The 13,754-nt window shown below is 59.2% G+C and carries 14 protein-coding genes; 6 read left to right on the top strand and 8 right to left on the bottom strand.

Annotated features, from left to right (window positions below):
• The first annotated feature begins 269 nt into the window (after window positions 1–269).
• Window positions 270–755: a glycine zipper domain-containing protein gene (locus HU715_RS21990; RefSeq protein WP_053181061.1), complete on the top strand. Its 486-nt coding sequence runs from the start codon at window positions 270–272 to the stop codon at window positions 753–755.
• 84 nt (window positions 756–839) lie between these two features.
• Here the strand turns inward: HU715_RS21990 and HU715_RS21985 are convergent, their stop codons facing one another.
• From HU715_RS21985 to HU715_RS21965, 5 genes are all read right to left on the bottom strand, one after another.
• Complete coding sequence (locus tag HU715_RS21985) at window positions 840–1,259, bottom strand: acyl-CoA thioesterase (RefSeq protein ID WP_186707294.1); 420 nt, start codon at window positions 1,257–1,259, stop codon at window positions 840–842.
• Between the two features lie 42 nt (window positions 1,260–1,301).
• Window positions 1,302–2,528 (bottom strand): 3-hydroxyacyl-CoA dehydrogenase, encoded by a 1,227-nt coding sequence (locus HU715_RS21980; RefSeq protein WP_186707295.1) that lies wholly within the window; start codon window positions 2,526–2,528, stop codon window positions 1,302–1,304.
• A 109-nt stretch (window positions 2,529–2,637) separates the two neighbouring features.
• Entirely contained in the window at window positions 2,638–4,566 is a 1,929-nt protein-coding gene (locus tag HU715_RS21975) for a RecQ family ATP-dependent DNA helicase (RefSeq protein ID WP_186707296.1), read from the bottom strand.
• Between the two features lie 138 nt (window positions 4,567–4,704).
• Complete coding sequence (locus tag HU715_RS21970) at window positions 4,705–4,959, bottom strand: colicin E3-like toxin immunity protein (RefSeq protein WP_186707297.1); 255 nt, start codon at window positions 4,957–4,959, stop codon at window positions 4,705–4,707.
• Window positions 4,960–4,966: 7 nt separating this feature from the next.
• The gene (locus HU715_RS21965) at window positions 4,967–6,214 is read right to left on the bottom strand and encodes an S-type pyocin domain-containing protein (protein ID WP_186707298.1); all 1,248 of its coding nucleotides are present in this window, start codon (window positions 6,212–6,214) and stop codon (window positions 4,967–4,969) included.
• Window positions 6,215–6,405: 191 nt separating this feature from the next.
• Between HU715_RS21965 and HU715_RS21960 the strand changes: the two genes are divergently transcribed.
• The 3 genes from HU715_RS21960 (at window position 6,406) to HU715_RS21950 (ending at window position 8,721) form a co-directional block, all read left to right on the top strand.
• Complete coding sequence (locus HU715_RS21960) at window positions 6,406–6,759, top strand: DUF1493 family protein (RefSeq protein ID WP_186707299.1); 354 nt, start codon at window positions 6,406–6,408, stop codon at window positions 6,757–6,759.
• Between the two features lie 199 nt (window positions 6,760–6,958).
• Window positions 6,959–7,450 carry a helix-turn-helix domain-containing protein gene (locus HU715_RS21955; RefSeq protein WP_186707300.1) on the top strand — a complete coding sequence of 164 codons (492 nt, stop codon included), beginning with the start codon at window positions 6,959–6,961 and terminating at the stop codon, window positions 7,448–7,450.
• Complete coding sequence (locus HU715_RS21950) at window positions 7,450–8,721, top strand: type II toxin-antitoxin system HipA family toxin (RefSeq protein WP_186707336.1); 1,272 nt, start codon at window positions 7,450–7,452, stop codon at window positions 8,719–8,721. Before HU715_RS21955 ends, HU715_RS21950 begins: the two co-directional genes overlap by 1 nt.
• Window positions 8,722–8,775: 54 nt before the next feature.
• Here the strand turns inward: HU715_RS21950 and HU715_RS21945 are convergent, their stop codons facing one another.
• From HU715_RS21945 to HU715_RS21935, 3 genes are all read right to left on the bottom strand, one after another.
• Entirely contained in the window at window positions 8,776–10,320 is a 1,545-nt protein-coding gene (locus HU715_RS21945; RefSeq protein ID WP_186707301.1) for a phosphoenolpyruvate carboxykinase, read from the bottom strand.
• Window positions 10,321–10,498: 178 nt separating this feature from the next.
• Entirely contained in the window at window positions 10,499–11,401 is a 903-nt protein-coding gene (gene hslO / locus HU715_RS21940) for an Hsp33 family molecular chaperone HslO (protein ID WP_186707302.1), read from the bottom strand.
• A 244-nt stretch (window positions 11,402–11,645) separates the two neighbouring features.
• A complete protein-coding gene (locus HU715_RS21935) occupies window positions 11,646–12,050 on the bottom strand; it encodes an RNA-binding S4 domain-containing protein (RefSeq protein WP_060739670.1) in 405 nt (134 codons plus the stop codon).
• A gap of 236 nt (window positions 12,051–12,286) precedes the next feature.
• On the opposite strand from HU715_RS21935, the gene rimB reads away from it, so the two are divergent.
• Both rimB and rimK read left to right on the top strand, forming a co-directional pair.
• Window positions 12,287–12,769 (top strand): retropepsin-like aspartic endopeptidase RimB, encoded by a 483-nt coding sequence (gene rimB / locus HU715_RS21930; protein WP_446534749.1) that lies wholly within the window; start codon window positions 12,287–12,289, stop codon window positions 12,767–12,769.
• Window positions 12,766–13,671 carry a 30S ribosomal protein S6--L-glutamate ligase gene (gene rimK / locus HU715_RS21925; protein WP_053117324.1) on the top strand — a complete coding sequence of 302 codons (906 nt, stop codon included), beginning with the start codon at window positions 12,766–12,768 and terminating at the stop codon, window positions 13,669–13,671. The genes rimB and rimK overlap by 4 nt, the downstream gene beginning before the upstream one ends.
• Window positions 13,672–13,754: the final 83 nt, after the last annotated feature.

The raw sequence follows: 13,754 nt of genomic DNA, 5'->3' as shown, positions 1-13,754 counted from the left end.
GCTGCGGTCTTTCAGAAGTAGAGTCGCCTGTGTCGCGAGCAAGCTTTGCTCCCACATAGCTTTGCTCTCACAATCGGGCACAAAAAAGGCCGTTCCCCATGGAAAACGGCCTGTCTCAAGTAGCTAAAGACCGGCCAATTCACGTTAAGTTCCCACCGAAAAACAATAACTTAGAGAATTGTGCACAAGTCGTGCTACTCGTCGGATTTCGATTGTAAGCAAGCGAAGCCAGCCTCAGGATCGCGCCGTCATCCCTTTGAGGCTCCTCTATGAAGTTCTCCTCCATTCTCTTGTTGTCCCTTAGCCTGGCCAGTGGCATCGCTTCCGCCGGTGGTACTGCCGAAGCAGGTGTGGGCGGCGCATTAGGCGGGGTTTTGGGTTCGGTCGTCGGCCAGTCCCTGGGCGGCAATACCGGTTCCACTATCGGCGCGGCGCTGGGCGGTGCAGGCGGTAGTGCAGTCGGTGCAGACAGACACAGCCGCGGCGAAGCGGCAATCGGCGGCGCGCTGGGCGCGGCCGGCGGTAACGTGGTCGGCCGTAGCGTCGGTGGCAGCACCGGCAGCCTGATCGGTGCGGCAGCGGGCGGTGGCGCCGGTGGCGCCCTGGGTAACTACATGGGCAAGGACGATGACGATGACCGCCGTTATGACGGCCGCCGTGGCGACCGCCGCTACTACCGTGACGGCCATCCGGGTCGCGGCCATGCCTATGGACATCGCAAGCACAAGCATAAACATCGTTATTACGACGATTGATCGCTCGCTTTGATACCCGCCGGTAAAAGATCGCAGCCTTTGGCAGCTCTTCACAGAGCCTGACCGGAGGCTGCGATTTTCGTTTCAGACCACCAAACGCTCCATCGCCCCACGCAGCCGATCCGGAATCGCCACCGGCCGATTCGATGCCCGATCCACGAATACGTGGACAAAACGCCCCGCCGCGTAGGCCTCTTCCTCGCCGGCCTTGAACACCGCCAGCTCGTACTGCACCGAACTGCTGCCCAACTTGCCGACCCGCAGGCCGATTTCAATCCGGTCTGGAAAGGCGATCGAGGCAAAGTAGTCGCAGGCCGAACTCACCACGAACCCCACCACCTCTCCGTCATGGATATCCAGGCCACCGACCTCGATCAGGTAGGTATTCACGGCGGTATCGAAGAAGCTGTAGTAGGTGACGTTGTTGACGTGACCGTACACATCGTTGTCGTGCCAACGCGTGGTGATGGCTTGCAAGTGAGGGTATTCGCTACGTTGGGGCATCAAGTGCTCTTCATGGTTGTTCAATGATTTCAGGATGACGGCCTATCGGCTCGCGAACCCCTTGCCCTGCGCCGCCAGTTCGCCGATAAGGCGCGCGGGCTGCCACTGGTCGCCCTGCTTCGTTTCGAGCTCCAGCAGGCGCTCGTGGATAGCTTCCAGCCCCTGCCCGTCGGCCCAGGCCATCGGCCCGCCCTTGTCCGCGGGAAAGCCGTAGCCATTGAGATAGACCAGGTCGATGTCGTGGGCCGACTCGGCAATGCCTTCCTGCAGGATCTTCGCCCCCTCGTTGACCAGCGCCAGCAAGCAGCGCTCAAGGATTTCCTCCGGGCCGACCTCGCGGCGCTGGAACCCCAGCGCTTCGCTGACCCGCAGCACCAGCGCATCGACCTCGACGTCATGCTCGGCCTGTCGGCTGCCCGGCTCGTAGTGATAGTACCCATTGCCGCTTTTCTGGCCGAACCGCCCCAGTTCACACAAACGGTTGTCCACCTGCACCTCAGGCGCGTCCTGGCCTTTACCCGCCAGCTCACGGGCACGCCATTCCAGGTCGATGCCGACCACGTCGTACATGCGGAACGGCCCCATGGCGAAGCCGAAGCCTTGCAACGCCGCATCCACCTGATGGGGGAACGCCCCCTCCAGCAGCATCTTGCGCGCTTCCAGCACATACGGGTGGAGCATCCGGTTGCCAATGAAACCATGGCAGTTGCCCGATATCACGCTGACCTTGCCCATGCGCTTGCCCAGCACCAAGGCCGCGTCCAGCACCACTTTGGAGGTTTGCGCACCGCGGACGATTTCCAGCAGCTTCATGATGTGCGCCGGGCTGAAGAAATGCAGGCCCAGGACCTGGGCTGGCCTGCGAGTGACAGCGGCGATGGCATCGATGTCCAGTGCCGACGTATTGCTCGCCAGGATCGCCTCGGGCTTCAACAGGCCGTCCAGCTCGCGAAAGATAGTCTGCTTGAGCTCCAGGTTTTCGTAGACCGCCTCGATCACCAGGTCCACGTCGCGGATCGCCGCGTAATCCTGTGCCCGCGTCACCCGGGCGATCCGCGCATCCGCCTCACCCTGGTCGATACGGCCCTGGCGCACGCCATGGGCGTAGGTCTCGGCTACGGCGGCCAACGCTTGCTCGAGCATTTGCGGATTGTTGTCGACCCATTGCACCGCCACGCCGGCATTGGCCAGGCACATCACGATGCCCCGACCCATGGTGCCTGCACCGACCACCGCGGCGCGCTGAATATCGAAGGGTGTCTGGCTCATGTCTGCTCTCTTGTTTTGGCGATCCGAAGACAGCCTTCACCTTAGTCAGCCAACGAATGTTTTTGAAATTTATTCGTGTGATGAGGGGCATTCAGCGGATGGATGCAGCTCACAGGTGCGCTTGGGCCCACTGGCGAACTTCAGCGTATGGATAGGTTTCCAATGCGGCATACCCATGGATCTTCCGTGCCTTCAAACGAGTGAACAGCGGCACGCTGATTCCGCACAGGAACCGGGTGAGGCGCTCGGCAGACGGCACGCTGCCGCTGTGCTGCTCATGCGTGTGGATAAAATCGCCACACAGCGCCTCGAAATTTTTATCCACAAGCGCCGGCAACACGGGCGGCTCCGGCAGGCGAGCAACATGCCCATGGCACACCGAACAATGACCGCACTGGCGGGGCGCATTGTCGTCGCCGAAGTACTCCGCCAAGCGATGCCCCAGACAACGGCCAGTGGCAAACAATTCGAGCATGGCATGGATCCGCGCGATCTCACCGTGTTCGTGCCGAGTGAAGTAGGCGTGTAGCTCGGCGCTCAAGAGCTGCGCATCCAGATCCGCTTCCAGCACGCTGTACACCTCGGTCATCTGTTTGCTTTCCAGCTCGATCCAGCCCTTTTCCTGGAAATAATCCAGCGCCTTCACCACCCGATTACGCTCGGCGCGATACTGCTGGTACATCCCGTCAAAATCCACCGTGGCCCAACTCCGGGCGCGACTGGAGGTTTGGATGATGGCCGCGACGAAGTCCCGTCGCTCGCCTTCGAAGCGCTCCAGCAGCTCGTGCGGCTCGGTCAGGAACTTGAAGCGATACTCCGCGAAATAGGCATAACGCGGCGCGATCAGCCGGCGCAATTCCAACTGGACCAGCAGCGTCTTGAGCGGCAGTTGCCGGATGTTGCTCTGGTCCGCCAGCGGTCCCAACAAGAATTCCCACTGCCCGTCGGCTGCCGCGGCCTTCAATTCATCGAGCACGCAACGAATGCCGGTAAGCTCCGGCGTATCGCCATACACGAAGTTTTCCAGCACGTTGAGGCTGTCGCGGTTGGCCAGCACCAGGCAATCGGAGGGCTTCCCGTCCCGTCCGGCGCGGCCGATCTCCTGGCTGTAGTTTTCGATGGACTTGGGCAAGTCGAAATGCACGACGTTGCGGATATCACTCTTGTCGATGCCCATGCCAAAGGCGATGGTCGCGACGATGCAATTGGATTGGCCGCCCATGAATCGCCGCTGGATGGTTTCGCGCTGTTCATGAGGCAAACCAGCGTGATAGGCCTCGGCCTGGATACCGTGCCGCCCCAAGTGCTCAGCGATCTGCTCGGCGGTTCGCTGCAAGGTGACGTAGACGATGCTCGGCTGCCCGGCACGCTCGCCCAACCACTGCACCAGTCGCGCGCGCTTGTCGGCACCGCGCACGGGCTCGACCAGCAGATTGAGGTTCGGTCGGTAGAAACCGGTCGTCACCACATCGACGGCAGCGATGGCGAATTTCGCCTGCATATCGGCGATGACCTTGGGTGTCGCGGTGGCCGTCAGCAGCAATACCTGGGGAATATTGAACTGGTGCTGGTAATCGGGAAGCTTGAGGTAATCAGGTCGGAAGTTATGCCCCCATTCCGAAATGCAGTGGGCCTCGTCCACCACCAGCAACGAGATCGGCACCTGCTGCAGGAAATTGCGAAAGCGCTCGTTCTTCAGGCGCTCCACGGAAACCATCAGGATCTTCAACTCACCTGAACGGGCCCGCGCCATGGTGTCGTTGGCTTCGTCACGGCTCTGGGCCGAATCGATGCTGGCCGCCGCGATGCCGTGGCACTGGAGGAACGCCAACTGGTCCTGCATCAACGCCAGCAACGGTGAGACCACCAGGGTCAGGTGCGGCAAGAGCAGGGCCGACAATTGATAACACAGGGACTTGCCCGAGCCGGTGGGGAAAATGGCCGCCGCCGACCGACCGGCCAGCACGGCGCCGATGGCCGCCTCCTGACCGGGACGAAACTGTGGATAACCGAAAACCTGTTCCAGGGTGCTGTGCATGCGCGGTCGCTCCTTTGACTGCTGCGATGCCCAAAGCCTAGCGGGACAATGCGGCGAGTCGAGAAAAGGTCGGGGGCAAAAACGATACTGGATGATACAGCTTGGTGCCTAAGAGGCGGTTGGACTTAAGCGTGAAGATTACCAAACATCCCGATAGTCAAAAGACACCTGATAGTCGTATATCGACAACTCCAATGCATGCTCGAAATATGGCTGCAGTATCTCTGCCCATTCAGTACTCACGTCGAAATTTCCATTATTGATATTGTTCTCTAAAGGAAGATCCAGATCGTCAAGAACCGTAGAGTCATCTTCAAAATCCTTCGAATACTCCTTTCCGACCAAAGCTTCCGTTTTTTTATTGAACCATCTCAACCTGATTTTCAATCCCATAGCATCCTCACAGAAATTTTTTGATATTACGTTTCGGATCCGCTTTTTTCTTTTGCTCACCTGTAAGGTGATCAAATGAACCCAAGTGGCTACCATCACTTGCGCGATAGACCTCTAACTCTGCGTGTCTGGAATCCCACTCGTAAATTTTCCTGCCCTTTGCATCTGTCCAACGCTCCCGAAAACCACCACCACCTTGACGAGGGGTCTTAGCCTTAACTTCAGTCAGGTTGATAAAGCCCGTTAATTCATGTGTTTTTGGCGCTGGATGATATTCATGCCCCACCTCGGGCAGTCCTTTGCGCCGAATGTTGAAAACAACATACAACGGCGAAACCCCAGAATCCGCCGGAAACACCAGAATGAAATCCTTGTACTCCGGCGGATAGATCGGGTTGACGATGATGCTGTCCGCCGCAGGTGTCGGCGGAAAAATCCAGATGTGCGGAGCCTGGGGGGCGGCCTCCAGCGCCGGGATGCCCAGCGTCGCGGAGGGATCGACCGCAGGCGTCCAGATCAACTCGACCCCATCGCCAAAGTCCGCTACTTGCTGCTCACCGCGAGTCTGGAACGTCACCACCGGGATCATTTCCCAGTCGCGTCGCGCCTGGGTGTTGTAGCCGTATCCCTTGAGCGTGCCATCGGCCTGGGTCTCGACGTGCAACCGCACCCGCGTACGTGCCTGCTCCATGGAGCGCAGTTGCTCTTCGGTGTACAACGAACCGTCACCCAGGCTCGTGGGCATCAGCAGCCCCACCAGGCCGATCAGTACTCCCGCAGCAACGGGTGCAGTGACCGCGCCAGCAGCCCCCGCCGCCATGCCAAGGGAAACCGGCATCGTCCTACCCAAGGCAAACGTGCCGAAGCTTGCCGGCAACGCCCCACTGATACTCTTAAGCTGAATGCGCCCTGACTCGTCAGCTTGACGCCCGCCCAACAAGGTAAATTGGCCGTACTCCCTCAAGGCTTCAGTCGGGATGTAGCCGCTCGGGTTGTGATAGTCGATCACCGAGTCAGGCAGCTTGCAGGACTTTGCAAATACACAGCCCTTCACGTCGAAAGGAGATGCTTCGCGGACCTGGGTCAGACGCTCGCTCACGTACGCCGTCTGCCTGGCGAGCATGGCCTCATAGGCCTGTTGAGCGTCGTCTCTTTTCGCCAGTTCGCTGGGGGTCATGTCCCGCAGGATCCTGTAGCCCCGATCGGCACCGTAATGCTCCCAGACCTGCGGAACGCCGGCCTTTCCTTTCGTCATCTTTTCATCCCTGCTCGGTCGCCGTGGCCCCCCATTAAAAGGGCGTGGCGAACCTTACCGAGCGGCCAGGGAAATACTCAGCAGACGGTTCCGAGACCACTGTGAGATCTTTCTTCTTTTTCCAATGGCCAGCGATTCCCCCTAAACTTTCCCTCCAGACGAACACACGCCAACACCCCGGAAACCTCGCCATGCAGCTCGCCCCAGACTTCCCCGACGATCACACCATGCGCCAGCTCATGGAGCTGCTCCACGAAGAAATCGGCCTGCCCGAACGCAAGACTATTCGCCTGGACACCGCGATCAATCTCGACTTGGGTTGTGACGGCGCGGACGCCCGGCATCTGATGGAAGCCGTGGAGGAACGGTTCGCCATCGAGTTCATCGATTACGACGCCTACCGCTATTTCCAGCCTGAAGGGTTCGATGTGTTTCAAAAGCGCAGGGCCAAGGGCCGGGGGAACAAGCTGCCATTGACCATCGGCATGCTTTACAAGGCGATCAAGGCACAGCGATGGGATACGCGGGAAGTGGAAGAGGCCTAGCTGCTCGAAAGAATAACTGCCATTATTCTCTCTAAATTAGCTAATTTATGCCGGAATAATGCTAGTTAATATAAATTTTTATAAGCATCATGCTCCAAAAATGCACAGTCTCTGGATTTTTTGAGGCAGCGCGATGGGCCTCGGAGCTAAGTGCTAATATTCTGTCAATTAAAGCTTAAAAATGAGGGAATATTGACATATGGCAAAAAAAACAGCGCCTCTCTTGCCCACCACATCCAAGCTGCTGTCCGCCTTCGGTGAGCGGCTCAAGCTTGCCCGGCTGCGCCGCAGGCTGACAGCCCAGCAGGTCGCAGAGAGAGCGGGGATGTCCCTCACAACCTTGAGATCCCTGGAGTCAGGCGGGGCAGGCGTGACCATTGGCGCTTATTTGTCAGTGATGCAGGTGCTGGGCTTGGAAAGAGATTTGGACAACCTAGTGGCAGCCGATGAAATTGGCAGGCAACTGCAAGATGCTCAACTGCTTCCTTCAGCAGGTACAGCGGTTGGTAAAGGTTTGCGCGTTCGCAGGCCTCGCCCCTTGAAAATATCTCCTGCAGCTCACGGCAAGGATACGGACGTGATCGAGAGCAACAGTCCAACTCCTGATGCTCCTGCGGACTTTGCGTTCAACACCCACTCTCTCTCCAATTTGTTAACGAAGAAGAAAACCAAACCTTCGACGGGTGAATGATGACGTTGATAGCTGTGTATGCCGACTGGGAGTCGTTAGAGGGTCCGAGACGCCTTGGTTTCCTGCATGCGAGAAAAGCTCGCTCCACCAACGTATTCGAATTTGAGTACGACGCCGCCGCGCTGTCCGATCCGGAGTTGAACGCCACGGCTCTGGACCCTCGCATAGGGCCCTTTGAAGGCCGTCAGTTTCCAGGCCAGTACCAGACTCGCTTTGGCGTGTTCGCCGATTCGAGCCCTGACCGTTGGGGACAACTGCTGATGAAGCGGCGACTGGAGCGAGACATTCGGGACGGATTGCTTCCCAAGGACAGCAAGCTGTACGAGTCCGACTACCTTTTAGGGGTGCATGATCGCTATCGAGTCGGGGCGCTCCGATACAAACTCAATGACGAAGGCAACTTTCTCGATGACCGCGACGGTGTCGCAGCCCCTCCTTTTGTTGAACTACGCGCCTTGGAGCAAGCAAGCCGAGCACTGGAAAACGATCCAGATAACACAGCCCTCAATGGCCGCGAATGGCTGAAAATGTTGATCGCCCCAGGAGGATCACTCGGTGGAGCCAGGCCCAAGGCCAGCGTCGCAGATGAGCACGGACACCTATGGATCGCCAAGTTTCCAAGCATTCGCGATGACTATGACGTCGGCGGTTGGGAGATGGTGGTGAACGCGCTGGCCAATCATTGTGGTCTACGGGTCGCCACCGGCACTGCTCGACGCTACGGAAGTGATCACCACTGCTTCATGGTCAAACGATTCGACCGTACAGAACGAGGTGGCCGACTGCACTTTTCCTCAGCCATGACCATGACCGACAGGGTGGACGGTGATGATGCCTCGACAGGCGCCAGTTATCTGGAGCTGGCGGAAGTATTGATGAAACATGGCTCACAAGCGAAGGCAGACCTGCGTGAGCTATGGTCTCGGATTGTGTTCAACATTCTGGTCTCCAATACCGACGACCATCTGCGCAATCACGGTTTTATCCTCGAACCAGGCCGAGGATGGCGCTTGTCCGCTGCCTACGACATGAACCCGGTACCACACGCCGATGGGCTGAAACTCAACATCACCGATGCGGACAATGCCTTGGATCTTGAACTCGCCCTTGAGGTGGCTGAGTACTTTCGGGTCAGTCAGATCGATGCTCAGGAGATCATTGCGCAATTCCAAGAGGTGATCAGCCAATGGCCCGTACTGGCTAGTGCTTTGGGGCTATCGAGGCGAGATCAGGACAATATGGCGTCCGCATTTCAGCTTTCACACAAATAGCCTCCCATAAAAAAACCGCCCAAAAAGGGCGGTTTTTTATTCACCAACCAAGCCTTACAGCTGTGGACCTGCCGCCTTGATCGCGTCGCTCACGTCGAACTTCTTGAAGTTCTCGATGAACAGACCGGCCAACGCCTTGGCGGCTTCGTCGTAGGCGGCTTTGTCGGCCCAGGTGTTGCGTGGGTTCAACAGGCCAGTCTCGACGCCTGGAACTGCCAGCGGCACGTCCAGGTTAATGATGTCCAAGTGTTCGGTTTCAGCACCGATCAGCGCGCCGCTCTGGATCGCTGCGATCACAGCACGAGTGGTCGGGATGTTGAAGCGCTTGCCGACGCCGTAGCCACCACCGGTCCAACCGGTGTTGACCAGGTAGACCTTGGAGCCGAAACCGCGGATGCGCTTGATCAGCAGCTCAGCGTATTCACCGGCTGGACGCGGGAAGAACGGGGCGCCGAAGCAGGTGGAGAAGGTCGACTTGATGCCGCTGCCCGAACCCATTTCGGTCGAGCCCACCAGTGCGGTGTAGCCGGACAGGAAGTGGTAGGCGGCTTGTTCTTCGCTGAGGATCGACACCGGCGGCAAAACGCCGGTCAGGTCGCAGGTCAGGAAGATTACAGCGTTTGGCTCGCCACCGAGGTTTTTCGGTGCGCGTTTTTCGATCAGCTCACGCGGGTAGGCGGCGCGGCTGTTCTGGGTCAGGCTGTCGTCGGCGTAGTCGGCTTTCTTGGTGACTGGGTCCAGAACGACGTTTTCCAGTACGGCACCGTGCTGGATGGCTTTCCAGATGACCGGCTCGTTCTTCTCGGACAGGTCGATGCACTTGGCATAGCAACCGCCTTCGATGTTGAAGACCACGCCCACGCCCCAGCCGTGCTCGTCGTCACCGATCAGGTAACGGCTTTCATCGGCGGACAGGGTGGTCTTGCCGGTGCCCGACAAGCCGAAGAACAGGGTCACATCGCCCTCTTCGCCCATGTTCGCGGCGCAGTGCATCGGCAGCACGTCAACAGCCGGCAGCAGGAAGTTCTGCACGGAGAACAGGGCTTTTTTCATCTCACCGGCGTAGCGCATGCCGGCGATCAGCACTTTCTTGGCCGCGAAGTTGATGATCACGGTGCCGTCGGAGTTGGTGCCGTCGCGCTCAGGCTCGCAAACGAAATTCGGCGCGTTGAGGATCTGCCATTCGTCCTTGCCACCGGCGTTGTACTGCTCGGGGTTGATGAACAGGCAACGGCCGAACAGGTTGTGCCACGCCGTCTCGGTGGTCATCTTGACCGGCAGGTAGTGCGCAGGATCGGAACCTACATGCACATGGGATACAAAACGCTCGCGCTCGCCCAGGTAGGCTTCAACGCGGCTCCACAGGGCATCGAACTTGTCGGCCGGGAACTTGCGGTTGATCGGGCCCCAGGCGATGGCGTCCTGGGTGGTTGGCTCTTCCACAATGAAACGGTCGACTGGCGAGCGACCGGTACGATGACCGGTACGGACAACCAGCGCGCCAGTATCGGCAAGCTCGCCTTCACCGCGATTCAGGGCTTCTTTGACCAGATCATCGACACTCAGATCGGTGTACACGGCGTTATTGGCTTGCGTCATGAGATTCCCCGTCGGCCCGTGGCCGAGTGCTCCAAACGTTTTGTAGTAGGAAGTCGCGCACTACTACCCGAAAAAAGTGGGCCGGATTATGCCAGAAAACCCCAAAAAGAGTAGGGCCCTCCCGTCAGTACGGCGTAAATCCGGCGTTTGCCAGGAGATTTACCTGCGCTGAACCGTTTTAGTGTCGAGTATCTGACGGTGTGTCGACACCCGCACCGGCGAACAATTGAGCGATGTCCGCCGCGTCGAACAGGTAGCGTTCGTTGCAGAACTGGCAGTCGACTTCGATGGCGCCGCCATGCTCGATCACCAGTTGCTGCGCATCTTCCAGACCCAGACTGACCAGCGCATTGCCGGAACGTTCACGAGAGCAACTGCATTGGAAGCGCAACGGCTGGCCGTCGAACAAGCGCACCTGCTCTTCGTGGTAGAGGCGATGCAGCACCGTTTCGTTGTCCAGGCCCAGTAGCTCATCGGCGCTCAAGGTGCTGGCCAGAGCGGTAATGTGCTGCCAGCTGGCATCACGTTCTTCCGGGTCACGCAGGCGATCGGCAGGCAGCTGTTGCAGCAGCAAACCACGCGCGCGCCGCCCGTCGGCGTAGAGCCAGAAGCGGGTATTGGTCTGCTGGGACATGACGAAGTAATTGGTGAAGCATTCAGCCAGGGTCGCCCCGTCCAGATCGACGATGCCCTGGTAACGCTGGCCTTGGGTCGGATCGACCGTCAGGGCCAGCACGCCGTTGGGCATCATGTCGGCCAGGGTGGCGTCGGGCGCGATCTGTTCGGCGTCATACCGGGCCAGGCCACGGATCTCACGCTCGCTGGAGCATTCGATCATCAGCAGCGGGACCGGACCTTCGGAGCGCGCCTGGAGAATCAGCAAGCCATCGAACTTCAAGGTGCCCACCAGCAACGCTGCGGCCGCCATCAGCTCGCCGAGCATTTGTGCGACCGGCTCCGGATAGGGGTGCTTGGCGAGGACTTCGGCGTAGCTACGCTCCAACGCCACCAGCTCGCCACGGGCGTCGCTGTCATCGAAGATGAAACGCTGGGTGTAGTCGGTATCCGGTAAATCAGTCATAGGGTCTGGTATCTGAAGTGATGACAAATGATGGCAGGCATTTTAGGGGCATTCAGGGTGGGTTCCAAGCAAGGCTTGGGTTTGCCTGACGGGAAGGGACTGACGCCCATCTGAATGTGTAGGCTGACACATTGTGGCGAGGGAGCTTGCTCCCGCTCGGTTGCGCAGCGACCGCAAGATTTCGGGGCCGCTGCGCAGCCCAGCGGGAGCAAGCTCCCTCGCCACGGGTGAAATGACCGGCGTCTTATTCGTTGTTGCTGCCATGAAACTTGAACAGGTCCCGGCGCTGCTTCTTGCTCGGTTTGCCGTCGGTGCTGACCCCCAGGGCGCCGGCCTTGCGTTGCGCGGCGGCGGCTTCGCGCTTGGCGATGCTGGCTTCGGTTTCACGATACAGCGCCTGTGCTTCAGGCGCGCCGCGCCGCACGATCGACAGGGCCTCGACCACCACGGTCTTTTCATCGAACCCGGTGCGGATGACAAACTCATCGCCGATACGTGGCTCCTTGCCCGGCTTGCAACGTTCTCCCCGGTGATGGACCTTGCCGCTTTCGATGGCGGTCTTGGCCAGGGCCCGCGTCTTGTAGAATCGCGCCGCCCATAACCATTTATCGAGACGGACCTTGTCGTCCTCTTCCTTTTTTTGTGCCACTGCCATTCCTCTTTTCTGCCAATAGCCGGAACTGTACTACCGTTTTTGTCGGGCGCACGAATCCGGCCCGACGGATAGAATGCCCGTCAAACCGACGCCGTACGCATCGCTGGGGTCGGAATCGGTTACAAGCACAAACAAGTGCGTAGATAACTGTCGCCATTTTGTGATTATTCTGCGTGAATACCGCGATTCGCGGAGTCCACGATCCGATGCACTGATCGCAGGTTTTTTTATTGAAGATTTTTGACCATTTGACCGTTGTCGGTCTGCGCGAGTGGGTGGCGCTCCCGGATCTGGGAGTCGCCGGCCTGCGGGCAAAAATCGACACCGGGGCCAGCACCTCCAGCCTGCATGCCACTGACATCGAACCCTTCGAGCGCGATGGCGAAAAGTGGGTACGCTTCACCGCGCACCTCGGCACGGTGGTGCAGTTGCGCCATCGCCGCTGCGAAGCCCCGCTGGTGGCGCGCAAGACCATCAAGAGTTCCAACGGCCACGCTCAGGTCCGCTACGTGATCAGCACCACGTTGGCGCTGGGCGACCGGATCTGGCGGGTCGAGTTCACCCTGGCCTGCCGCAAATCCATGCGATATCGCCTGTTACTGGGTTCCAAAGCCTTGATCGACGGCCAACTGGTGGTCAATCCGGGTAGCAAATACGTTCAAGACAAGCCGGCATTCCCGGTGTCCACTACCTCTGCCACAGGTGTTGCATGAAGATCGCTGTGCTGTCGCGTAATCCGCGTCTGTATTCCACCCGTCGCCTGGTCGAAGCAGGGACCGAACGTGGCCATGAAATGGTGGTGATCGATACCCTGCGCGCCTACATGAACATCGCCAGCCACAAGCCGCAGATCCATTACCGTGGCAAACCGCTGGAAGGGTTCGACGCGGTGATCCCGCGGATCGGCGCATCCGTGACGTTCTATGGCTGCGCGGTGTTGCGCCAGTTCGAAATGATGGGGGTGTTTCCCCTCAACGAGTCGGTAGCCATCGCCCGTTCCCGGGACAAATTGCGCTCGTTGCAGCTGCTGTCACGGCGTGGGATCGGCCTGCCGGTCACCGGTTTTGCCCACTCCCCCGACGATATTCCCGACCTGATTGCGATGGTCAACGGCGCACCGCTGGTGATCAAGGTGCTGGAAGGCACCCAGGGCATCGGCGTGGTCCTGTGTGAGACCGCGACGGCGGCGGAGTCGGTGATCGAAGCGTTCATGGGCCTGAAGCAGAACATCATGGTCCAGGAATACATCAAGGAAGCCGGGGGCGCAGACATTCGCTGCTTCGTGGTCGGCGACAAAGTGATTGCCTCGATGAAACGCCAGGCCAAGCCCGGTGAGTTCCGCTCCAACCTGCATCGCGGCGGCAGCGCCAGCCTGATCAAGATCACGCCAGAAGAGCGCATGACCGCCCTGCGGGCCGCAAAGGTCATGGGCCTGGCCGTGGCCGGCGTGGATATCCTGCGCTCCAATCATGGGCCGCTGGTGATGGAGGTCAATTCCTCGCCGGGCCTGGAAGGCATCGAGACCACCACGAACAAGAACGTGGCGGGAATCATCATCGAGCACCTGGAAAAGAATGGCGGGCCGAACATGACCAGGACCAAGGGTAAGGGTTAATTCAACACAAACCCCTGCGGGAGCTAGCTTTTGTGGGAGCCGAGCTTGCTCGCGATAGCGGTGGATCAGTAAAGTTGATCTTG

The organism is Pseudomonas zanjanensis (genome assembly GCF_014268745.2).
GTDB classification, from domain to species: domain Bacteria; phylum Pseudomonadota; class Gammaproteobacteria; order Pseudomonadales; family Pseudomonadaceae; genus Aquipseudomonas; species Aquipseudomonas zanjanensis.
This window is presented reverse-complemented; position numbering and strand designations above follow the sequence as displayed.